Origin of the sequence: Nonomuraea roseoviolacea subsp. carminata (assembly GCF_024172185.1) — a bacterium.
In the GTDB taxonomy this organism is placed as follows: Bacteria; Actinomycetota; Actinomycetes; order Streptosporangiales; family Streptosporangiaceae; genus Nonomuraea; species Nonomuraea roseoviolacea.
Genome location: NZ_JAMZEC010000001.1, coordinates 1,933,525 through 1,954,452 on the forward strand (window position 1 = coordinate 1,933,525; position 20,928 = coordinate 1,954,452).

At 70.9% G+C, this 20,928-nt stretch carries 24 protein-coding genes; 20 read left to right on the forward strand and 4 right to left on the reverse strand.

Translation table 11 applies throughout. The features are described 5' to 3' along the window. Position 1: 1 nt before the first annotated feature. From HD595_RS08735 to HD595_RS08815, 17 genes are all read left to right on the forward strand, one after another. The gene (locus HD595_RS08735) at positions 2-1,162 is read left to right on the forward strand and encodes a thiolase family protein (RefSeq protein ID WP_253767362.1); all 1,161 of its coding nucleotides are present in this window, start codon (positions 2-4) and stop codon (positions 1,160-1,162) included. Then, entirely contained in the window at positions 1,163-1,837 is a 675-nt protein-coding gene (locus tag HD595_RS08740) for an energy-coupling factor ABC transporter ATP-binding protein (RefSeq protein WP_253767364.1), read from the forward strand. Then, a complete protein-coding gene (locus HD595_RS08745; RefSeq protein WP_253767366.1) occupies positions 1,834-2,439 on the forward strand; it encodes an energy-coupling factor transporter transmembrane component T family protein in 606 nt (201 codons plus the stop codon). Before HD595_RS08740 ends, HD595_RS08745 begins: the two co-directional genes overlap by 4 nt. Before the next feature lie 163 nt (positions 2,440-2,602). After that, entirely contained in the window at positions 2,603-3,505 is a 903-nt protein-coding gene (locus tag HD595_RS08750; RefSeq protein WP_253767368.1) for a GNAT family N-acetyltransferase, read from the forward strand. 197 nt (positions 3,506-3,702) lie between these two features. Further along, the gene (locus HD595_RS08755) at positions 3,703-5,001 is read left to right on the forward strand and encodes an ABC transporter substrate-binding protein (RefSeq protein WP_253767370.1); all 1,299 of its coding nucleotides are present in this window, start codon (positions 3,703-3,705) and stop codon (positions 4,999-5,001) included. Positions 5,002-5,082: 81 nt separating this feature from the next. Beyond that, positions 5,083-6,399: a branched-chain amino acid ABC transporter permease gene (locus HD595_RS08760; protein WP_253767372.1), complete on the forward strand. Its 1,317-nt coding sequence runs from the start codon at positions 5,083-5,085 to the stop codon at positions 6,397-6,399. Between the two features lie 14 nt (positions 6,400-6,413). Next, positions 6,414-7,382, forward strand: coding sequence for a branched-chain amino acid ABC transporter permease (locus tag HD595_RS08765; protein WP_253767374.1), 969 nt, complete (start codon positions 6,414-6,416; stop codon positions 7,380-7,382). Further along, positions 7,375-8,232: an ABC transporter ATP-binding protein gene (locus tag HD595_RS08770; RefSeq protein ID WP_253767376.1), complete on the forward strand. Its 858-nt coding sequence runs from the start codon at positions 7,375-7,377 to the stop codon at positions 8,230-8,232. Before HD595_RS08765 ends, HD595_RS08770 begins: the two co-directional genes overlap by 8 nt. Further along, positions 8,229-8,963 carry an ABC transporter ATP-binding protein gene (locus HD595_RS08775; protein WP_253767379.1) on the forward strand — a complete coding sequence of 245 codons (735 nt, stop codon included), beginning with the start codon at positions 8,229-8,231 and terminating at the stop codon, positions 8,961-8,963. Before HD595_RS08770 ends, HD595_RS08775 begins: the two co-directional genes overlap by 4 nt. A gap of 76 nt (positions 8,964-9,039) precedes the next feature. Then, a complete protein-coding gene (locus HD595_RS08780) occupies positions 9,040-10,518 on the forward strand; it encodes a 2-hydroxymuconic semialdehyde dehydrogenase (protein WP_253767381.1) in 1,479 nt (492 codons plus the stop codon). After that, entirely contained in the window at positions 10,515-11,309 is a 795-nt protein-coding gene (locus HD595_RS08785; protein ID WP_253767382.1) for a 2-keto-4-pentenoate hydratase, read from the forward strand. The genes HD595_RS08780 and HD595_RS08785 overlap by 4 nt, the downstream gene beginning before the upstream one ends. Continuing rightward, the gene (locus HD595_RS08790; RefSeq protein ID WP_253767384.1) at positions 11,306-12,262 is read left to right on the forward strand and encodes an acetaldehyde dehydrogenase (acetylating); all 957 of its coding nucleotides are present in this window, start codon (positions 11,306-11,308) and stop codon (positions 12,260-12,262) included. The genes HD595_RS08785 and HD595_RS08790 overlap by 4 nt, the downstream gene beginning before the upstream one ends. Continuing rightward, positions 12,259-13,278, forward strand: coding sequence for a 4-hydroxy-2-oxovalerate aldolase (dmpG, locus tag HD595_RS08795; RefSeq protein WP_253767386.1), 1,020 nt, complete (start codon positions 12,259-12,261; stop codon positions 13,276-13,278). The genes HD595_RS08790 and dmpG overlap by 4 nt, the downstream gene beginning before the upstream one ends. After that, the gene (locus HD595_RS08800; RefSeq protein WP_253767388.1) at positions 13,275-14,072 is read left to right on the forward strand and encodes a 2-keto-4-pentenoate hydratase; all 798 of its coding nucleotides are present in this window, start codon (positions 13,275-13,277) and stop codon (positions 14,070-14,072) included. The genes dmpG and HD595_RS08800 overlap by 4 nt, the downstream gene beginning before the upstream one ends. Continuing rightward, entirely contained in the window at positions 14,069-14,530 is a 462-nt protein-coding gene (locus HD595_RS08805; protein ID WP_253767390.1) for a RidA family protein, read from the forward strand. The genes HD595_RS08800 and HD595_RS08805 overlap by 4 nt, the downstream gene beginning before the upstream one ends. Next, the gene (locus HD595_RS08810) at positions 14,527-15,054 is read left to right on the forward strand and encodes a 3-hydroxyanthranilate 3,4-dioxygenase (RefSeq protein ID WP_253767392.1); all 528 of its coding nucleotides are present in this window, start codon (positions 14,527-14,529) and stop codon (positions 15,052-15,054) included. The genes HD595_RS08805 and HD595_RS08810 overlap by 4 nt, the downstream gene beginning before the upstream one ends. A gap of 11 nt (positions 15,055-15,065) precedes the next feature. Then, the gene (locus tag HD595_RS08815; RefSeq protein WP_253767394.1) at positions 15,066-16,055 is read left to right on the forward strand and encodes an amidohydrolase family protein; all 990 of its coding nucleotides are present in this window, start codon (positions 15,066-15,068) and stop codon (positions 16,053-16,055) included. Positions 16,056-16,063: 8 nt separating this feature from the next. Here HD595_RS08815 and HD595_RS08820 read toward each other — a convergent pair whose 3' ends face one another. Next, positions 16,064-17,014 carry a LysR substrate-binding domain-containing protein gene (locus tag HD595_RS08820; protein WP_253767396.1) on the reverse strand — a complete coding sequence of 317 codons (951 nt, stop codon included), beginning with the start codon at positions 17,012-17,014 and terminating at the stop codon, positions 16,064-16,066. An 86-nt stretch (positions 17,015-17,100) separates the two neighbouring features. On the opposite strand from HD595_RS08820, the gene HD595_RS08825 reads away from it, so the two are divergent. Together HD595_RS08825 and HD595_RS08830 are read left to right on the forward strand one after the other, a co-directional pair. Continuing rightward, complete coding sequence (locus tag HD595_RS08825) at positions 17,101-17,877, forward strand: SDR family NAD(P)-dependent oxidoreductase (protein ID WP_253767398.1); 777 nt, start codon at positions 17,101-17,103, stop codon at positions 17,875-17,877. A gap of 207 nt (positions 17,878-18,084) precedes the next feature. After that, complete coding sequence (locus HD595_RS08830; RefSeq protein WP_253767400.1) at positions 18,085-18,315, forward strand: hypothetical protein; 231 nt, start codon at positions 18,085-18,087, stop codon at positions 18,313-18,315. 62 nt (positions 18,316-18,377) lie between these two features. On the opposite strand, the gene HD595_RS08835 is transcribed toward HD595_RS08830, so the two are convergent. Together HD595_RS08835 and HD595_RS08840 are read right to left on the reverse strand one after the other, a co-directional pair. After that, positions 18,378-18,857 (reverse strand): hypothetical protein, encoded by a 480-nt coding sequence (locus HD595_RS08835; RefSeq protein WP_253767402.1) that lies wholly within the window; start codon positions 18,855-18,857, stop codon positions 18,378-18,380. A 78-nt stretch (positions 18,858-18,935) separates the two neighbouring features. Next, the gene (locus tag HD595_RS08840; protein ID WP_253767404.1) at positions 18,936-19,187 is read right to left on the reverse strand and encodes a P-loop NTPase family protein; all 252 of its coding nucleotides are present in this window, start codon (positions 19,185-19,187) and stop codon (positions 18,936-18,938) included. Positions 19,188-19,212: 25 nt separating this feature from the next. Here HD595_RS08840 and HD595_RS08845 point away from each other — a divergent pair, with 25 nt between their 5' ends. Continuing rightward, positions 19,213-19,836: a methyltransferase domain-containing protein gene (locus HD595_RS08845; protein ID WP_253767407.1), complete on the forward strand. Its 624-nt coding sequence runs from the start codon at positions 19,213-19,215 to the stop codon at positions 19,834-19,836. A gap of 101 nt (positions 19,837-19,937) precedes the next feature. Here the strand turns inward: HD595_RS08845 and HD595_RS08850 are convergent, their stop codons facing one another. After that, complete coding sequence (locus HD595_RS08850) at positions 19,938-20,852, reverse strand: LLM class flavin-dependent oxidoreductase (RefSeq protein WP_253767409.1); 915 nt, start codon at positions 20,850-20,852, stop codon at positions 19,938-19,940. Positions 20,853-20,928 lie beyond the last annotated feature (76 nt).

The following is a 20,928-nucleotide window of genomic DNA, read 5'->3' on the forward strand; positions in this document are numbered from 1 at the left end:
GATGGCGACCGACACGCGCGACGCGCCGGTCGTCGTGGCCGCCCGCCGCACCGCCGTCGGCACCGCCGGGCACGCGTTCCGGAGCCTGACCGTCGACCGGCTGGCCGCCCCCGTCGTCGCGGCGGTCGCCGGTGACGTCGCCGGACTCGGCCTGCCGGTGGACGATGTGATCCTCGGCAACTGCATGGGCCCCGGCGGCAACGTCGCCCGCGTCTCCGCGCTGGCGGCGGGGCTGGGACACGGCGTCCCCGGCGTCACCGTCGACCGGCAGTGCGGCAGCGGCCTGGCCGCGATCCTGCTCGCCGGCCAGGCCGTGCGCGCCGGTGAGGCGGACCTGGTCGTCGCGGGCGGGGCGGAGAGCGCGTCCACCGCGCCGCTGCGGGCGCACCGCGGAGGAGGGGACGAGCCGCCCACGCCGTACGAGCGAGCCCCGTTCGCGCCGGCCGGACACCCCGACCCCGACATGGGCCCGGCGGCCGAGGCGCTCGCGGAAGCCCGCGGCGTGAGCCGCGAACGCCAGGACGCCTACGCCTGCCAGAGCCACGCCAAGGCGCTGGCCGCGCGCGACGCGGGCCGCTTCGCGCGGGAGATCGTCACCGTCGGCGGCCGGACGGACGACCAGCGGCCCCGCGCCCTGCGGACGGCGTCGCTGTCGCGGCTGCCCGCCGCGTTCGTCGCCGGGGGCACGGTGACCGCCGGCAACTCCTCCCCGATCAGCGACGGCGCCGCCGCGGTCGCCGTCGTCCCGGAACGGCTGCGGGCCGGACTGCCCGGGCTGCGGCTGCGGGCGGGCGCGGTCGTCGGCTGCGACCCGGCGCTGCCCGGATGGGGGCCGGTGCCGGCCGTCCGCCGCGTGCTCGAACGCGCCGGCGTGCAGCTCGGCCAGGTCGCGGCCGTGGAGATCGTGGAGGCGTTCGCGGCGCAGGTGCTGGCGGTGACCGACGCGCTCGGGCTCGACCCGCTGGACGGCGACCGGGATCGGGTGTGCGCCGACGGAGGTTCCCTGGCCCTCGGCCACCCCTGGGGTGCCAGCGGCGCGGTCGTGGTGACCAGGCTGTTCGGCCGGCTCGTACGGGCCGGCGCGCCCTCCGGGACGCTGGGGCTGGCGACGGCGGCGGTCGGCGGCGGCCTCGGGGTCGCCGCGCTGTTCGAGGTGGTGTGAGTGATCGAGTTCTCCGACGTCCATGTCCGGCTCGGGCAGCGCGACGTGCTGTGCGGCGTCACGCTGTCGCTCACGGAACGACGCGTCGGCGTGATCGGCGCCAACGGCTCCGGCAAGAGCACCCTCGCCCGGCTGGTCAACGGGCTGGCCCTGCCGACCGCGGGCAGCGTGACGGTGCTCGGGCGCGACACCCGCAGGCACGGCGCCCGGATCAGGCGCGAGGTGGGCTTCGTCTTCACCGACCCGGACGCCCAGATCGTCATGCCGACCGTGGCCGAGGACGTGGCCTTCTCGCTGCGCCGCAAGGGGCTGCGGCCGGAGGAGGTGGAGCGGCGGGTGCGGGCCGTGCTCACCGAGAACGGCCTGGCCGAACACGCCGACCATCCCGCCCACCAGCTCTCCGGCGGCCAGAAGCAGCTCCTCGCCCTGTCCTCGGTCCTCGTACTGGAGCCGCGGATCCTGGTGATGGACGAGCCGACGACGCTGCTCGACCTGCGCCACTCCCGGCAGTTCGCGGGCGTCCTGCGCGGCCTGCCGCACCAGGTGGTGGTGGTCACCCACGACCTGGCGCTGCTGGAGGACTTCGACCGCGTCGTGGTGCTGGACGGGGGCCGCGTGGTCGCCGACGACGAGCCCGGCCCGGCGATCGGGCACTACCGCAAGCTGATGGCGTGAACGGGCTCACCGGCGCCTACGTCCCGGGCCGGTCGCCGCTGCACCGCCTCGGCGCCGGCGCCAAGCTGCCGGCGCTGGCGCTGGCGTGCACGGGGCTCGTGCTCCTGGACTCCCCGGTCGCGCTGGGCGGGGCCGCGGTGGTCGTCGTCCTGCTGTACGCCGTGTCGGGCGTCGGCTGGGCGGCGGGCTGGGCGCAGGTGCGGCCCGTCCGCTGGTTCGCGGTCGCTCTGTTCGCCGTGCAGACGCTGTCGGCGAGCCTCCCTGTCGCGGTGACGTACACGCTGCGGATGGTGCTGGCCGTCGCCCTGGCGGGGCTGGTGACGCTCACCACCCGCACCGCCGCCATGATGGCCTGCCTGGAACGCTGCCTGGCGCCCGCGAGGCTCGTCGGCCTCGACCCGTTCCGGCTGTCGCTGCTGCTGTCGCTCACCGTGCGCAGCGTGCCGGTCGTCTCGGCGCTGGCGACGCGGGTCAGGGAGGCGCAGCGGGCCCGGGGGGTCGAGTGGAGCGTGCGGGCGTTCGCCGTGCCGCTGTTGATCGGTGTCCTTCGGCACGCCGACACGCTCGGCGAGGCGCTGCGCACGCGGGGCCTGGACGACTGACCGCCCGATCTTCCTGCTAGGCTGCCGGGGCGCTCTCGCTTCGAGACGAAGAACCAAGGAGGTGGAGACCATGACCACGATGACTGTCATGCGCTTCCGCCTCGTTCCGAGGGCGCCGAGGGTCTGAACGGGAGCGCGTCGCTACCTGTAAGGACTTTCTCGCATGACCGATCTGGTGATCCGTCCCCTCGTGGCAGGGGAGGAATCTCTCTTCGACTCCTTGCCGGACCCCGGGCTGGTGGGCTTCGCCGCGTTCGGCGACACCTACACCGCCATGGCCGCCGCCGGCGAATACCGGCCGGAATGGTCGTGGGTGGCCCTGCGCGAGGGCAAGGTCGTCGCCCGTGCCGCCTGGTGGGCCGGGCCGGACGACGACAAGCCCATGGCGCTCGACTGGTTCGACTTCACCGACGCCGACGCGGCGGTCGAACTGCTGCGCACGGCGCCGCTGCGCGCCGAGTACTCCATGAAGCTGCCGAGGGGCTGGCGGGAGACCCCCGTGGTGCGCGAACAGGCGCAGGCCCGCATCGACGCGGCCGTGGCCGCGGGCATGTCCGTGCTCGTCGAGCGCTACCGGTACGAGTGGACGCCGGACTGCGGTGTGCCCGAGCGTCCGGGCCGGCTCGTGTTCCGTCCCGAACCCGACGACGAGGTGATCCTCGAGGTCTTCCGCCGCGTCGGCCAGGGCAGTCTCGACGCGCACACGCGCCGTACCACCGCCGAGTCCGGGCCGGACGCGGCCGCCCGGGAGGAGCTCGACCTGCTGCGCTGGCTGCCGAGCCCGCGCGAGTGGTGGCGGCTGGCCTACACGCCCGGCGGGGACCTCGTCGGGCTGACCGTCCCCGCCGCCAACCACAGCGCCGCGATCGTCGGCTTCGTCGGCGTGGTGCCCGAGCACCGCGGCAACGGGTACGCCTACGACCTGCTCGTCGAGGCCACGCATCTGCTGGTCGCCGAGGGGGTGGAGCGCATCGTGGCCGGCACGGACCAGCACAACCTGCCGATGGCCGCCACGTTCGCCAGGGCCGGCTACCCGATCGCCCAGGAGCGCATCGACCTGATCTAGGCCGAGGCTCCCGCTCCGGGCGAGGCCGCCGTGCGGCGCCCCGCCCGGAGCCCGAGGGACGGACGTCATGCCCTTATGGGCATGACGTGGCAGCGAACACGCATTAGACGGGCATGTACCGACAGGCGCATCCTCGGCTGTACCAAGCGTCTTGCCGACTGGGGGAACAGGGCGACGCAGCCGATCTGGAGCACCTCATGAATCGAAGACTGACAGGCCTGTCGGCCGCCATCACGGCATCGCTGATCCTCACCGGATGTTCCGGCTCCAGTGATCAGCCGAATGCGGCCCAGCCCGCGAAGAAGACACAGATCTATCTGGTCGACGGCAACACCACCCAGTACGGCGACGAGTTCAAGGCCGGCACGTTCGACGGCGTGAAGGGCGTCATCCCTGGCGGGAAGTCGACCGACGAGTTCCGCAAGCGGCTGCTGTCCGTCGCCCCTCGCCTCAAGGACTTCGCCTACGCGGTGGAGTCGTACGACTCGGTGATCGTGACGGCCCTCGCGGCGGAGGCTGCCAAGAGCGACGAGCCGAGGCGGATCGCCGCCAGGATGCGGGACGTCTCCAACGGGCCGGGCGAGAAGTGCACCACCTTCGCGGCCTGCTCGACGTTGCTCAAGGACGGGGCGGAGATCGATTACGACGGGCTGAGCGGTCCGATCGATTTCAACAGGACCGGCAGCCCGTCGGCCGCCTCCGTCGGCATCTTCCAGTACGGCAAGGACAACACCTACCAGGCGGTCGGCTACGAGACGGGCAAGGTGTCCGCCGACCCCGCTCCCCTCCCGTCGCAGGAGATCAGCGGAGCGGGCGCATCCGGTGACGGGCGGCTGGTGTTCGGCTCGCTCCTGCCGCAGACCGGCGATCTGTCCTACCTGGGCCCGCCGATGACGGCCGGAGTCAAGGTGGCCGTCGCCGAGCTCAACGACCACGGCGGGGTCCTGGGCGAGGACGTCGAGCTCGTCGCCGGCGACTCCGGGGACGGAACGCCCAACATCGCGCCCCAGGAGACCGACAAACTCCTCGACCAGGACGTGGACGTCATCGTCGGCACGGCGTCGTCAAGCGTCTCCCTCAGCATCCTCAACAAGATCGTGAACGCGGGGGTCCTCAACATCTCGCCCTCGGTGACGTCCCCGGAGTTCGACACCTTCCCCGACAGGGGGCTCTTCTTCCGCCTGATGCAGTCGGACGCGCTCCAGGGCGGCGTGCTCGCCAACACGATGTCGAACGACGGCTACACCGACATCGCCATCCTGGTCCGGCAGGACGCCTGGGGACAGGGCCTCGCGGCCGGCATCAAGGCGACGTTCGAGGAGTCGGGAGGCAACGTCGTCGCCACCCGCTTCTACGCTCCGGACTCGGGCGGGTTCACCGCCGAGGTCAACGCCGTCAAGGCGACTGACCCGGACGCCATCGCCCTCGTCGGATTCGACGAGACCAAGAAGATCGTGCCTGAGCTGATCAAGGCCGGTCTCTGGATGGGTCAGTAGCACGACCCGCGATGCCGTGCGCCGGAGGCGACCCCCGGCGCACGGCACGGAATCCCTTTCTCACCAGCTCTTGGAGTTCTCGTGCGGTTGCGCCCTGCCCTCAGTCTCGCCCTGCTCGTCGCGGTCCTCGTCGGCGCCGCCCCTACGGCGGTCGCGACGGCCTCCATCGCCGGCCGGACCACGCTCGCCACCCGCGGCGACGACCCCGAGACCGTGAAGGTCACCGGCAAGCTGGTCAACCGCGATGACACGGGATCGACGCCGGTCGGTGGCGGCAGGGTGACGGTGACCGACGCCTCGGGCGCCGAGCACGTCGCCACCAGCCGGCCGGACGGCGGCTTCTCCGTCGAGGTGCCGTTCGAGGCCGGCCCCATCTCGATCAAGCTCGACGAGGGGTCGCTGCCGAGAGGCGTCACCCTGCGTGAAGGCAGCCGCAATCCGATCACCAGGACCATCTCCGGCACGCTTCCGCTGACAGTCACGTTCGTTCTGGGCAAGGGCGACCGCCGGACGATGAGCTGGGCCGACCAGGTGCCGCAGAGCCTGTTCAACGGTCTCTACTTCGGCCTGATCATCTCACTGGGCGCGCTGGGACTCTCACTGATCTTCGGCACCACCCGGCTGACGAACTTCGCGCACGGCGAGATGGTGACGTTCGGCGCCCTCGTGACGTACGGGCTCAACGTGGCGGGGATCGACATCTGGCCGGCCGGCCTCCTCGCGGCGCTCCTGGCCGCCGTGTTCGGCTTCGCGCAGGACCGGTTCTTCTGGCGGCCGATCCGGCGGCGAGGTACCGGCGTCCTGGCCATGATGATCATCTCGATCGGCGTCCAGTTCATCCTCCGCAACGTCTACCAGTTCTTCACCGGCGGGCGGACCGAGACGTACCGCCAGTACACGACGCCGGAAGGGCACCAGCTCGGCCCGATCACGTACTCGGTCCGCGACGTGGTGTGCGTGGCGATCGCCCTGGTGCTGGTGCTGGGTGTGACGATCGCGCTCAAACGTACCCGCCTGGGGCGTGCAACCCGCGCGGTGGCCGACAACGCGGCGCTCGCCGCGACCACGGGCATCGACGTGAACCGGGTGATCACGACCGTCTGGGCCGTAGGCGCGCTGCTCGCCGCGACGTGCGGCATGCTCCTCGGCTTCAGCCAGGCCGTGAAGTTCGATCTCGGCGCCCTCCAGCTCCTCGTGATGTTCGCGGCCATCACGGTGGGCGGGCTCGGATCCGTGTGGGGGGCCGTCCTCGGCAGCCTGCTCGTGGGCACCTTGATCGAGATGTCGACGCTGGTGATCCCGTCCGAGCTGAAGATGGCCGCCGCACTGTTCCTGCTCGTCGGCGTACTCCTCTTCCGGCCGCAAGGACTCCTCGGGCGCGCCCAGCGCATCGGTTGATCGAGAGGAACGACATGGACATCCTGACCAGCGCCCTGCGGGCCGGCTTCTCCGTCGACGCGGCGTACTTCTGTCTGGCCGCGATCGGGCTCAACGTGCAGTTCGGATACGCAGGTCTGATCAACTTCGGGCAGGCGGGGTTCCTCGCCGTCGGCGCGTACGGCTTCGCGGTCGGCTCCGTCTCCCTCGGGCTCCCGTTCTCGGCCGCGATCGGCCTCGGCCTGCTCTGCAGCGTCGCGCTGGGCCTGGTCCTCGGCCTGCCCACCCTGCGTCTGCGCGCGGACTACCTCGCCATCGCGACCATCGCCGCCGCGGAGGTCCTGCGGCTGTTCTTCGGCGCGGCGTTCCAGGACGTCTTCCACGGACGTGACGGGATCTCCGGGTTCTCGGCCGCCTTCCAGGCGGCCAATCCCTTCGACCACCCGTTCCTCGGCTACCGGCCGAGCGACCTGTGGGTCATGACGGTGGGCTGGGGTCTTGTCGTGATCGTCAGCGTCTTCGTCTGGTCGATCATGCGCGGGCCGTGGGGCCGGGTGCTCAAGGCGATCCGCGAGGACGAGGAGGCGGTCCGGAGCCTGGGCAAGAACGTCTACGCCTTCAAGATGCAGGCGCTGGCGATCGGCGGTCTCATCGGCGCCCTGGGCGGGTTCGTCGTCGCGCTGGGCCAGAACTCCGTGCAACCGGACAACTTCAGCTTCGACCTGACCTTCATCGTGTGCACGATGCTCGTCCTGGGCGGCGCCGCCCGGATCATGGGCCCCGTCATCGGCGCCGTCGTCTTCTGGGCGTTCCTCTCGCTGGTCGGCGGCGTCCTGGACGCTCTCACCGCGGGGCAGGACCCCACCATCCCGGCCTGGCTCATGACCGGCGACCAGATCGGCACGATCCGGTTCGTGCTCGTGGGAGTCGCCCTGGTGCTGTTGATGATCTATCGGCCGCAAGGAATCTTCGGCAACCGTAAGGAGATGGCGCTCCATGCCTGAACGCATCGCCTCCGCCGCCGCGGCCGGCCCCGACCCGGCCGTGATCCTTCGTGCGGACAACGTGCGACGGCGGTTCGGTGGATTCACCGCCGTCGACGTGGACCGGCTGGCCGTCCGCCGCGGTGAGATCACCGCGCTGATCGGGCCGAACGGGGCCGGCAAGTCCACGCTGTTCAACCTGCTGACCGGGTTCGACCGCCCCGACGCCGGCCAATGGATGTTCGACGGCCATTCCCTGGCCGGCGTGCCTCCGCACAAGGTCGCGCGCCTGGGTATGGTCCGCACCTTCCAGCTGACGAGAGTCCTCGCCCGCCTCACCGTGCTGGAGAACATGCGCATCGCCGCACCGGGGCAGCTCGGCGAGCGGCTGTGGGCTGCCCCCTTCAGCCTGGCGTGGAGGAGGCGCGAGAAGGAGAACACCGCCCGTGCTCGCGCGCTGCTGGCGCGGTTCCTGCTGGACGGCAAGCGCGACGAGCCGGCCGGTGCTCTGTCCGGCGGGCAACGGAAGCTGCTGGAGATGGCCCGCGCGCTCATGGTGGAGCCGCGGATGGTCATGCTCGACGAGCCCATGGCCGGGGTGAACCCGGCGCTCAAGCAGTCTCTGCTCGGCCACATCGTGTCGCTGCGCGACGACGGCGTGAGCGTGCTGTTCGTCGAGCACGACATGGACATGGTCCACGAGATATCCGACCACGTCGTCGTCATGGCCCAGGGCCGCGTGATCGCCCAGGGGACCGCGCGCGAGGTCACGCAGGACGAGCGGGTGGTCAGCGCCTATCTGGGCGAGCGCTTCGGCGGCGACCTGGAGGAGAGCGCCACGACGTCGAGCGGCGGGCGTGACGGCCGATGAGCACGACAGACACGTTGCTGGTCGCCGACGAGCTCGTGGCGGGCTACCTGCCAGGCGTCGACATCCTCAAGAAGGCCGGTGTCCGGTGCGCCGAGGGAGAGGTGGTCGGCATCATCGGCCCCAACGGGGCCGGGAAGTCGACCCTGCTCAAAGCGCTGTTCGGCCTGGTGCCGATCCGCAGCGGGTCCGTCCGCCTGCGGGGCGAGGACATCACCGGCGAGCGCGCGGACTCGCTCGTGGCGCGCGGCATCGGCTTCGTCCCGCAGACGGACAACGTCTTCACCAGCCTTTCGATCGAGGAGAACCTGCAGATGGGGTGCTACCAGGCGCCCGCCAGGTTCGCCGAAGGGCTGCAGGTCGTCGGCGACCTGTTCCCGTCCCTGCTGGACAGACGGCACCGACCGGCCGGTTCGCTGTCCGGCGGGGAACGGCAGATGGTGGCGATGGGCCGCGCGCTCATGATGAACCCCTCGGTGCTCCTGCTCGACGAGCCGTCCGCCGGTCTCTCGCCGCACATGCAGGACGAGGTGTTCGTGCAGACCCGGAGCGTCAACCGGGCCGGGGTGAGCGTCGTGATCGTCGAGCAGAACGCACGGCGATGCCTGGAGATCTGTGACCGGGGATACGTGCTCGACCAGGGCTCCAACGCCATCACCGCGACGGGCCGGGAACTCCTGAACGACCCCAAGGTCATCGAACTGTACCTCGGAACGCTGGGACGTGACACCTGATGCATGCCCATATGGACATGGCGTATGCCGTAAGACCTATTTGTGAGACATGGCTGCCGGCGGTGAGCATATGAGCGTGACCACAGCCTTCGCAGACGGCATCGTCCACAACTTCGTCGGCGGCGAGTTCGCCGAGCCCGACAGCAGGTCGTTGTTCGACAACATCAACCCCGCCACCGGCGACCTGGCGGGACGCGTTCATGAGGCCGGGGCCGCGCTGGTGGACCGCGCCGTGCGGTCGGCGCGTGACGCGCTCGCCGGCCCCTGGTCCTCGTGGACGGTCAACGACCGTACGGCTCTGCTCCGGCGCGCGGCCGACCGGATCCAGGAACGCTTCGAGGAGTTCGTCGCGGCCGAGGTCCGCGACACCGGCAAACCGGTGACACACGCCCGCGACGTCGACGTCGCGCGCGCCATCGCCAACTTCCGGGCCTTCGCCGACGTCGTAGGAGCGGCCGGGCAGGCGTCGTTCCTCACCGAACTGCCGGACGGCAGGCGCGCCCTCAACTACGCGATCCGCAAGCCGCTGGGGGTCGTCGCGGTCGTGGTCCCGTGGAACCTGCCGCTGCTGCTGCTGACCTGGAAGGTCGCACCCGCGCTCGCCTGCGGCAACACCGTGGTGGTCAAGCCGAGCGAGGAGACGCCGTCGACGGCGGCCCTGCTGGCCGAGGTCCTGCGCGAGGCCGGCCTGCCAGCCGGCGTCTACAACGTGGTCCACGGATTCGGCGGGGGGTCGGCGGGCGAGTCCCTCACGACGCACCCCGGCATCGACGGCGTGACGTTCACGGGCTCCACGGCGACCGGCTCACACGTGATGCGGACCGTCGCCGGACGGGTCCGGCCGGTGTCGTTCGAGCTCGGCGGCAAGAACGCCGCCGTGGTGTTCGCCGACGCGGACCTGGACGCGACTCTCGACGGGCTCAGACGGTCGATCTTCTCGAACACCGGCCAGGTGTGCCTGTGCACCGAACGGGTCTACGTGCAGCGCCCGATCTTCGACGACGTCGTCGACGGCCTCGCCGCCCGGGCCAGGGAGCTCACCCTGGGCGACCCGCTCAGCGAGACGACGACGACGGGCCCGCTCATCTCCCGAGCCCACCGCGACAAGGTGCTCACCTACTTCAGCCTGGCCCGGGAGGCGGGCGCGACGACCGTCGTCGGCGGCGGCGTCCCGTCGATGGCGCCGGCCCTCGACGGTGGCTCGTGGATCGAACCCACGATCTGGGTCGGCCTGGGCCAGCAGGACCGTCCCATGCGTGACGAGGTGTTCGGCCCGGTGGCCGGCGTGATCCCGTTCGACTCCGAGGAGGAGGCGATCGCTCTGGCGAACGACACCGAGTACGGCCTCGCGTCGTCCGTGTGGACCTCGGACCTGACGCGCGGCCACCGCGTGGCCCAGGCGATGCGGGTCGGCATGTCCTGGGTCAACACCTGGTTCCTGCGGGACCTGCGCTCGCCGTTCGGCGGCATGGGCCTGTCGGGGATCGGCCGCGAAGGCGGCGAGGCCTCGCTCCATTTCTACACCGAACCCACGAATGTGTGCGTGCAACTATGACGACTACCATCACGGCCGCGGCCGAGCGGCTGCTCGCCGCCGCGAGAGACGGCGTCCCGTGCGCTCCGGTGCGGGACCTGATCGGCGCCCGCGACCTCGACCAGGCGTACGCGGTCCAGGAGACCGTCGCCGCCGCACGCGAGCGAGCCGGGTCCCGTGTCGCGGGATACAAGATCGGCCTCACCACGAGGTCGGTGCAGGAGCAGTTCGGTGTCTTCGAGCCCGACTTCGGGCTCGTGTTCGACGACATGCTGCATGCCCACGGCAGCGAGCTGGACCGCGGCGCCTACCTGCAGCCCCGGGTCGAGGCCGAGATCGCGTTCGTGCTGGAAAGCGACATCGAGATCCCGAGGCCGTCGGTGGCGGACGTGATCCGGGCGACCGGCTTCGTCCTTCCCGCCATCGAGGTCGTGGACTCGCGGATCGCCGACTGGGACATCACGATCAGCGACACGATCGCCGACAACGCCTCCAGCGGCGCGGTGGTGCTCGGCACGACCCCGCGCTCTCTCGACCGCCTGGAACTCGCGGACGTCAGCATGGTGCTGGAGAAGGACGGCGAGGACGTCTCCTTCGGCTCGGGCGCCGCCTGCATGGGATCGCCGCTGGTCGCGGCGACCTGGATCGCCCGCGAACTGGTCCGCCGCGGCCGGCCGCCGCGGGCCGGCGACGTCATCATGACCGGTGCACTCGGGCCGATGGTCGAGGTGGCGGGCACCGGCCGTTTCACAGCTCGGCTGTCCGGGCTGGGGCAGGTCGAGGTCACCTTCGTCGAGCGGGAGCGGTCATGAGCGCGGGCCGGAAGGCGGGAGCCGTCGTCATCGGCTCCGGCAACATCGGGACCGATCTCATGTTCAAGATCGAGCGGCTCTCGAAGCGGCTCTCGATGGCGGCCATGGTCGGCATCGACCCTGACTCCGACGGTCTGGCACGGGCCCGCAGGCGTGGTGTCGCGACGACGTCGGACGGCATCGACGGACTGGCCGCGCTGCCCGAGTTCCACGACGCGGCGGTGATGTTCGACGCGACGTCCGCCGGGGCGCACGAACGGCATGCCGCGTTCGCGCGCCGGTACGGCAAGCTCATGATCGACCTGACGCCCGCGGCCATAGGACCCTACGCCGTGCCGGTGGTCAATCTGGACGAGATGCACTTCTCTGACAACGTGAACATGGTGACCTGCGGCGGCCAGGCGACCATCCCCGTCGTCGCGGCCGTCAGGCGGGTGGCGCCTGTCGCGTATGCCGAGATCGTCGCGTCGATCGCGTCGCGTTCGGCCGGGCCTGGGACCCGCGCCAACATCGACGAGTTCACCGAGACCACCAGCCGCGCGATCGAGTCGGTCGGCGGGGCCCAGGTCGGCAAGGCCGTCATCATCCTCAACCCGGCGGATCCCCCCATCATCATGAGGGACACGGTCTACTGCCTGGTGGAGGACCCGGCTGGGCGTGACCCGCTCGACCAGGAGACGGTCGCACGGACGGTCGAGGACATGGTGGCCGCGGTCCAGGAGTACGTCCCCGGATACCGGCTCAAGCAAACCCCCCAGTTCGACCGGCTCGAGGGCGTCCATGTCCCCGCGCTGGGCCGCGCGTTCACCGGGACCAGGGTCTCGGTCTTCCTGGAGGTCTCCGGGGCCGGGCACTACCTGCCGGAGTACGCCGGCAACCTCGACATCATGACGTCGGCCGCCCTGCGGACGGCCGAGCGGATTCTGGAGCTGCGCGAGGGGGCCGTGCTGTGAAGCTCTATATACAGGACGTGACCCTGCGCGACGGGATGCACGCGATGGGGCACGCGTACACGACCGACCACGTGCGCCGGATAGCGACGGCCGTCGACGCGGCCGGGGTGGACGCCATCGAGGTGGCGCACGGTGACGGTCTGGGCGGTTCCAGCGCGAACTACGGCTTCGGCGCGCACTCCGACCTCGAATGGATCGAAGCGGCGGCCGAGGTGCTGCGCCACGCCAGGCTCACCACGCTGCTCATCCCCGGGATCGGCACGATCAAGGACTTGGAGCGCGCACACAGGCACGGCGTCACCAGCGTCAGGATCGCCACGCACTGCACCGAGGCCGACATCGCGGCCCAGCACATCGACTGGGCGCGGTCCCACGACATGGACGTTTCCGGCTTCCTCATGCTCAGCCACATGCTCGAACCCGCGCCGCTCGCGGCGCAGGCCGCGCTCATGGAGTCCTACGGCGCCAACTGCGTCTACGTCACGGACTCGGGAGGACGCCTGACCGGACGCGACGTCGCCGCACGCGTCGACGCCTACCGTGACGTGCTGGACCCGCGGACCGAGATCGGGATCCACGCGCACGAGAACCTCTCGCTGTCGGTGGCCAACAGCGTGACCGCCGTCGAACACGGGGCGGTGCGCGTCGACGTGGCACTTGCCGGGCAGGGCGCCGGTGCGGGCAACTGTCCCGCGGAGCCGTTCGTGGCGGTGGCCGACCTCCTGGGCTGGGAGCACGGATGCGATCTCCTCGCCCTGCAGGACGCGGCCGACGACATCGTCCGCCCGCTGCGGACGCATCCGGTCATGGTGGACCGCGAGACGCTGACCCTGGGGTACGCGGGCGTCTACTCCAGCTTCCTGCTCCATGCCGGACGCGCGGCCGAGAGGTACGGCCTCGACGTGCGCGCCATCCTGATGGAGGCGGGCCGCCGCCGGCTCGTCGGCGGCCAGGAGGACATGATCGCGGACGTCGCCCTCGACCTGGTCGCCGCCCGTCAGGAGGAGGGCAGATGAGCCTGACGGACGGCGAGGTCACGCGGCTGGCGCATGAGCTGGACGACGCTCAGACGTCGGCGCGCCCGGTCACCGGCCGCTCGGCGCACGGGGACTGGGACGTCCCGAGCGCGTACCGGGTCCAGCGGTGCCTCCTGTCTCGCCGCCGGTCACGGGGGGAACAGCCGGTCGGGCTCAAGCTCGGGTTCACCAGCCGCGCGAAGATGCGCCAGATGGGCGTCCACGACGTCATCGTCGGACAGCTCACCGACGCGATGGACATCCCGGACGGCGGAGAGCTGAGCCTCGACAGGCTGATCCATCCGAGAGTGGAGCCCGAGGTCGCCTTCAGGATCGCCCGGGACGTCGATCTGGAGGACCCGCGCGCCTCCCTCGCGACCGCTGTGGACGCCGTGGCCCCGGCACTGGAGATCATCGACTCGCGCTACCGGGACTTCCGGTTCTCGTACGCGGACGTGATCGCCGACAACACGTCCGCGGCGGCGTTCGTCATCGGGTCGTGGGCCCCCGTACGGCCGCTCGACAACCTGGCGGTGCGGATGACCATCGGCCCCCGGACCGTGTCCGTCGGGACCACGGGCGCCATCCTCGGCGATCCGATCCGCGGCCTGCGGCTGCTCACCGCGATCTGCCGCCGCCACGCCATCCCGGTCCACGCGGGCGACGTCGTCCTCGCCGGCGCGGCCACCGCGGCCGTTCCGATCACCGAGGGCTTCGTCACCGCGCAGGTGGCTGACCTGGGGCGGGCGTCGGTGAGAGTGACACGGGGCCGCAAGGGAGGCGACACGCCATGACCGATCGGCACGACGGCAGCCGCACGATCGACGGGCTCGCACGTCCCCGTGGCAGGTTCCCGCACGTGAAGGTCGCGGGCGAGCTGGTGTTCGTGTCCGGCACCAGCTCGCGACGACCCGACAACAGCTTCGCCGGCGTCGAGGCCGACGAACTCGGCACCACCAGCCTCGACATCCGCGAGCAGACCCGCGCCGTCATCGTGAACATCCAGCGCATCCTCCGCGAGGTCGGCGCGAGCCTGTCGGACGTGCTCCAGGTGACGACCTACCTCACGTCCATGAACGACTTCGGCGGGTACAACGAGGTCTACGCCGAGTTCTTCGACGAGAACGGGCCGACGCGGACCACGGTCGCGGTCCACCAACTACCCCATCCCCACCTGCTGATCGAGATGCAGGTCATCGCTCGCAACCCGCACGCACACGCACACGCAACCGACGAAGGAGAACGCTCATGACGGACGCGCCCTATCCGGCTCCGATCAACTTCGCCTCGTGGATCAGTGAGCACGAGCACCTGCTGAAGCCGCCGGTGAACAACCGGGCCATCCAGGTCGGCGCCGACTTCATCGCCCAGGTCGTGGGCGGTCCCAACCAGCGGACCGACTTCCACGTCGATCCCTACGAGGAGTGGTTCTACCAGATCAAGGGCGACATGCACGTCGATCTCATGACTCCCGACGGTCCGCGGACCGTCCCCATCAGGGAGGGCGAGGTGTGGCTGCTCCCCGGGAACCTGCCGCACTCGCCGCAGCGGCCGCAGCCCGGCTCCATCGGCCTGGTCATCGAGCGGATCCGCGAGGAGGGAACACTGGAGAAGTTCCAGTGGTACTGCCCCGCCTGCTCCAACCTCGTCCACGAGGTGGAACTCCAGGTACGCGACATCGTCGCCGACCTGCCTCCCGTGTTCGAGGAGTTCTACCGCAGCGCGGACGCCCGCACCTGCGGCGCCTGCGGCACCGTGCATCCGGGCAAGGGCTGAGCACCGTGGCCATGAGCGGCTCTATCGACGTGCACACGCACTACGTTCCTCGCGGCTGGCCCGACCTGGGGTCGGTGGACGACCCCCTTCCGTGGCTGCGCATCGACTCCGAACGCGAAGCCATGATCATGATGGGCACCAAGGAGTTCCGCGCCATCCGCGACAACTGCTGGGATGCCGAGGTGCGGGTCAGCGAGATGGACGCCGACGGGGTGGACGTCCAGGTCCTCTCGCCGACGCCCGCGTTCTTCTCCTACGGCCAGTCGCCCGTCCAGGGCGCCAAGATCTCCGCGATCTTCAACGATCTGGCGCTCGACATCTGCGCGCCCGCCCCTGACCGGCTCCTGCCGTTCTGCCAGGTGCCGCTCCAGGATCCGGACGCGGCCTGCCGCGAACTCGAACGCTCCATCGCGAACGGCCATCGCGGGGTCGAGATCGGCAACCACGTGGGCGACCACGATCTGGACAGCGCGGGGATCGTGACGTTCCTGCAGCACGCGGCCTCGCTGGACGTTCCGGTGTTCGTCCACCCCTGGGACATGGCGACGTCGGCGCGGCTCGACCGGTGGATGGCGCAGTGGCTGACGGGGATGCCCTCGGAGACGCACCTGTCGATCCTCGCCCTGATCCTCGGCGGCGTGTTCGACCGGATCGATCCAGCCCTGCGGATCTGCTTCGCCCACGGAGGCGGCTCGTTCGCCTTCTGGGTGGGGCGCATGGACAACGCCTGGCATCAGCGCCACGACGTCGTCGGGACGTCGGAGCACCCGCCGTCGCACTACCTCGGACGCTTCTACACCGACTCGGTGGTCTTCGACCACCGGGCGCTGCGGTTACTGGTGGACACGATCGGCACCGACCGCGTGCTGCTCGGCAGCGACTACCCGTATCCCCTGGGTGAGCGCCCGGCCGGCCGCGTGGTGCACACCAGCCCCCACCTCCAGGAGGCCGAACGACGGGCGATCCTCCGCGGCAACGCCGAGACCTTCCTGGGTCTCTGACGCCTCGGTCACTGGGCCGGGACCACGTCGGCGGACGGCAGGGAAAGGTCTCGGGCCGTCCGGCGGAGAATGTCGATCAACGCGTTGGTCGCGGGATTGAGGCGGCGGTCCGCCTGCAGCGTAAGCCCGACGCTGTGCCCGATGCGTTTGAGGGAGATGGGAAGCGTCGAGATCCGCGGATCCTCTCGGGCGATGAGTTCCGGCATCACCGCGACGTTGTGGGTCTCGACCAGAAGCTGCCGCACGGTGAGGAAGGAGGTCGTCTCCACCCTGTTCTGCGGCAACTCGAAGCCGTTTTCCAGGAAGTACGTCTCGAGCTCCCGCCGCAGGACCGTCTCGACCCCAGGCAGGATCCACGGATAGCCCGCGAGCTCCTCCAGGCGGACGTCCCGCCTCCCGGCCAGAGGGTGCTGCGCGCCGACCACGACCCGTACCGACTCCTGGTACAGCGTGCGGCGCACCAGCCTTTCGTCCGACGGCGAGGTGAGACGGCCGATGATGACGTCGAGCCGTCCCGACTCCAGCTCGGCCAGCAGCATGTCCGTTCCGCCCTCCCGCACGACCACGGTCACCAGCGGGCGTTCGGCCTTGAGCGCGGCGATCGCCCGCGGGATCAGCAGGTTCGAGCCGGTGAGGTGGGTTCCCACGACCACGGTCCCGCGTTCCGCCTCGGCGATCTCGGCGATGTGGCGCGCGGCCTGGGAAAGCTGTGAGAGCACGGCGCGTGCGTGTGCCGTGAAGGCGACACCGAAGTCGGTGGGGGTGAGTCCGCGTGGACCTCGTTCGTAGAGGGCGACGCCCAGGACCTGCTCGAGATCCTGCAGGCTGCGCGTGACCACGGGCTGGGTCACGTGCAGCTCTCTGGCCGCGCCGATCACGGTGCCCTGGGTGCTCAGCACGTCGACCAGGACGAGATGCCGCAGCTTGAGTCTTCCGTCCAGCAGCTTCGGGATGTGCATGCGCTCGATGCTATTCCGGGGCATGCCTCAGTGAACATAGCGCCAAATGAAGGCGGCGGATTTCCGCTATAGCAAGGAGGAGTGAGATGACCGATCTCAGCGGGATGATCGCGATCGTGACGGGAGGGTCATCGGGTATCGGGGAGGCCACGGTACGACGGTTGATCCGCGACGGCGCACGGGTCGTCTCGGGCGATCTGGCACGGCCCGCCGACCAGCCCCCGGAGCTCCACCACGTGGAGGTCGACCTGGCCGGCCCCGAGGCCGGCACGACCCTGGTCGGCGCCACTCTCGACCGGTTCGGCCGGCTCGACGTCCTCGTCAACAACGTCGGCGTCGCGCCCACGCGCTCCTCGTTCGTGAGCACGACCGACGACGACTGGGCCACGACGTGGAGCGTCAACCTGATGAGCGCCGTCCGCGTCTCCCGGGCAGCGTTGCCGGCGCTCCAGGCGTCACAGCGCGGTGCGGTGGTGTTCGTCGCCTCGACCACGGGCCGGACGCCCGATCCCTACTTCGTGGACTACGCCGTCACCAAGGCCGGGCTGGTGACCCTGGCCAAGACGCTGTCGGAAGAGTTCGGCCCGCACGGAGTGCGGGTCAACTCCGTGTCACCGGGCTCCATCCGCACCCCGCTGTGGGACCAGCCCGGCGGGTTCGTGGACGGCCTGTCGGCCCGCCTCGGCCTTCCGCGCGAGGAGGCCGTGCGCGAGTTCGTCCGCTCGGAGCGAAGGATCAGTCTCGGACGTCCCGGACGGGCCGACGAGGTCGCCTCGGCCATCGCGTTCCTGGTGTCCGGCGACGCCTCCTACATCACCGGGACGGACCTGGTGGTCGACGGCGGCTCGACGAAGTCGGTGTAGCGCCCGGCCCGTCCCCGGCTGCCGCCCGGCGATCGCAACGCCTCGCCTCCGGCTGGACGCACGAACCCGCCTGACGGACCGGTGACGTCCGGTAAGCGCGATCTGTTGCTGACAGCCTTGATCAACGCGGTTATCGTGAGGGCGATTCACGTGCACGGCGTCGACGTTCACTCTGGTCCACCAACGCATCGACCTGGAGGAACCTTCGTGAGACTCAAGCGTGGGATCGTCACCGCGGCGCTGGCCGCCGGTCTGCTCGCCCTCGGATCGACCCCTGCTCATGCTATTCCTCCTCCCCCGCCCGGCGGTGACCTCCTCACCGTCATCAGCTACTGGGCCGGCGACACACTCGTCGGCCAGCGCTGGTTCGGGTGCAACCAGACCGGCCAGTGGGGCACCCAGGACGGCCAGGCGAAGGTCTCCTGGGTCGCCTGCTGATCACGGGCTTCCGCCGCTGTCCCCGGAGCCGTCCAAGGCGGCTCCGGGGACAGCGCGGCTGATCAGCGAGCGCCGCGTGTGATCATGGCGTCCCCACGTGGAGAGGAAAGGACGCGATGCGAGCACGATGGATGGACTGGCGCGAGGCCGGTCAGGCGATCACCGAGCTCCGGCGGCGGGTGTATATCGCCGAGCAGGGCTTCGGCGAGGACATGGTCCACCACCCCGGCGACGCCGACGGCCTGCCCCTGTGCGCCCTCGACGGGGACGAGATCGTCGCCGCGCTGGCCGCCTACCTCTACGAGCCGGGGGCGCCGGAGCTGGAGGAGCTGGGGCTGCCCAAGGTGGACGGCCTGTCGGTGCAGATCGGCAAGCGGGTCGAGGCCGCCTCGCACCGGGGCGCGCTGCTCAGCGAACGCCTCGGCACGTCCATGATGCGCCAGGTCTGCGAGTCGTTGCGCCCGGCGCGGTTCTTCCTCACCGTCCGTGGCCGCCACCGCGAGCTGATCGACCGGTACGCCAGGCGAGGTTTCGTCCGGCACGCGGACATCGGCCCCCTCACGGTGATGACGATCGAGGGCCGTCAGGCCCTGGAGGACATGTACGTCGCGTACCGCGCCCTAGGCGCCCGGTCGCCGCGCGACGGCACGCCGCTGGCCGTCCCCTCCCTGGTCCGCTTCCTCGCCGACCACGGACGGGACCACCTGCCGGCGCGCGACGCCCTGGCCGCCCAGAACGTCTACCTGGAGCCGCTGTCCCCCGAGGAGGAGCTGCCCCGCCTGGCCGCGCAGAGCCGGCTGGTGGCGGCCGAGCAACGTCCCCGGCTGGCGGCCACCGCCTTCCCCGCCCGCGTCGCTGCTCGACGTCGGCACCGGCCCCGGCGACCACCTCACCGCCGTGGCCCGGGAGCCGGCCTTCACCGGTTACCGCGTCCGGGGCGTCGAGCCCTCCCCCGAACTACGCGCGGCGGCCCGATCCCGCTTCCCCTGCCTGGACGTGCGGCCCGGCACCGCGTACGCCACCGGCGAGCCGGACTCCTCCCACGACGTGGTCATGGCGAGCTTCCTGTTCATCCACCTGCGCAGCCCCGACCTCGCCCTGCTGGAGCTGGCGCGGGTGCTGCGGCCGGGCGGCCTGCTGTACGTGGTGGACGTGAACGACGCCACCTTCACCGGGCCGGAGCCGATCCTGCGCATGGTCGAGGCGCACGACCACCACTACCCTGGTGACCGGACGATCCTGACCGAACTTCCGCGCCGGGCCCGGGAGTTCGGGCTCGAACTGGAGGACCGGCACGTCACAACCGTACGCAACACCGGAGGGCCCGAGCCTGTCCTCGTCCGCGACGAGATCCTGCTGGGAGTGCGGGAGGGGTGGGGGCTGCTGGCGTTCATGCGGGCCCAAGAGGCGTCGGCGCGGTTGTTCGACGAGGCTCAGGAGCACTACTTCCGTACGGGGTGCGAGATCAGCGTGAGCATCGAGACCCACGTCTACCGCAAGCCGCCGGGCCACCACCGCTGACCATGGGCCCCCGTCACCACCAGGGCCCTTCCCCCTTCACCACTGGCGACTCCGCCACTCGCCGCCGGCGGATTCACGCGCCTCCACCGCTGGCGGCGGCTTCAGACGTTCTTCCCCGCGACCGCCTCCCGCACGGCCGGGACGATCTCCCCGGCCCAGCGGCCGAGCGTGAGGAGGTCCTGGGCGCCGTGGTCGGTGGCGAAGAGGATGAAGCCCGCCGCGTCGTGCTCCAGCACGGCCTCGGTCAGCTCCTCGACCCACTGGCCGACGGAGCCGCCGACCCAGCGGCCGTCCCGGTCGCGGGTGGCCGGCAGCGGACGGTCGGTGATACGGCCGGGGAAGTTGTAGACCGTGCGGATCTCGCGCGGGTCCCGGCCCACGGCCGCCGCCGCCTCGTCGATGATCGGCCGTGAGGTCCGGTAGCGCTCGCTGCGCCAGTCCGCCGCGTGGCCGGGGAGCCAGCCGTCGGCCACCCGGCCGGTGGCGGCCAGCGACCTCGGGCCGTTCGAGCCCGTCCACACCGGCGGCGCGGGGACGGGGGCCGGCTCGATCTCGTTCACCTGGTAGTGGCGGCCCTGGAAGGTGACCGGCGGGCCGCCGCCCGACAGCTTCTTGACCAGGACGATCGCCTCCTCGAAAGCGTCCACGGCATCGCCCGGCGACAGCCGCGGGACGCCCATGTCGGAGATCCGGTCCCACAGCCCGCCCGCGCCCATGCCGAGCACGACGCGGCCGTCCGACAGCGCCGACAGCGAGGTCACCGTCCGGGCCAGCATGGGAGCGGGCCGGGTCGGCAGGTTGGTGACGTTGGCGAAGCCGGCGATGCGGCTGGTCCGCCCGAGGATGAAGCCGAGCGCGGCGTAGGCGTCGAGGCGCCCGCCGATGTAGGGGTGGTCCGACAGCGAGAAGATGTCGAGCCCGTCACGGTCGGCCTGCTGGGCCATGCGCAGCAGTTCCGGCGCCTCGTGGATGCCGCTGTGCGCCCCGAAGCCGAAGACGACGTCGTGTCCAGACAAGGTTCTGCCTTTCCGGTTGGATTTCGCGATGGTCATGAGGCGGAGGCCGGACCGGTCCTTTCGCGGGCCGGTCCTT

Coding starts and splice junctions, on each gene's coding strand:
- HD595_RS08800 (WP_253767388.1), top strand. CDS start 13,275: ATGAGCCTGACGGACGGCGAGGTCACGCGGCTGGCGCATGAGCTGGAC.
- HD595_RS08755 (WP_253767370.1), top strand. CDS start 3,703: ATGAATCGAAGACTGACAGGCCTGTCGGCCGCCATCACGGCATCGCTG.
- HD595_RS08770 (WP_253767376.1), top strand. CDS start 7,375: ATGCCTGAACGCATCGCCTCCGCCGCCGCGGCCGGCCCCGACCCGGCC.
- HD595_RS08790 (WP_253767384.1), top strand. CDS start 11,306: ATGAGCGCGGGCCGGAAGGCGGGAGCCGTCGTCATCGGCTCCGGCAAC.
- HD595_RS08805 (WP_253767390.1), top strand. CDS start 14,069: ATGACCGATCGGCACGACGGCAGCCGCACGATCGACGGGCTCGCACGT.
- HD595_RS08820 (WP_253767396.1), bottom strand. CDS start 17,014: ATGCACATCCCGAAGCTGCTGGACGGAAGACTCAAGCTGCGGCATCTC.
- HD595_RS08775 (WP_253767379.1), top strand. CDS start 8,229: ATGAGCACGACAGACACGTTGCTGGTCGCCGACGAGCTCGTGGCGGGC.
- HD595_RS08825 (WP_253767398.1), top strand. CDS start 17,101: ATGACCGATCTCAGCGGGATGATCGCGATCGTGACGGGAGGGTCATCG.
- HD595_RS08810 (WP_253767392.1), top strand. CDS start 14,527: ATGACGGACGCGCCCTATCCGGCTCCGATCAACTTCGCCTCGTGGATC.
- HD595_RS08735 (WP_253767362.1), top strand. CDS start 2: ATGGCGACCGACACGCGCGACGCGCCGGTCGTCGTGGCCGCCCGCCGC.
- HD595_RS08765 (WP_253767374.1), top strand. CDS start 6,414: ATGGACATCCTGACCAGCGCCCTGCGGGCCGGCTTCTCCGTCGACGCG.
- HD595_RS08815 (WP_253767394.1), top strand. CDS start 15,066: ATGAGCGGCTCTATCGACGTGCACACGCACTACGTTCCTCGCGGCTGG.
- HD595_RS08750 (WP_253767368.1), top strand. CDS start 2,603: ATGACCGATCTGGTGATCCGTCCCCTCGTGGCAGGGGAGGAATCTCTC.
- HD595_RS08785 (WP_253767382.1), top strand. CDS start 10,515: ATGACGACTACCATCACGGCCGCGGCCGAGCGGCTGCTCGCCGCCGCG.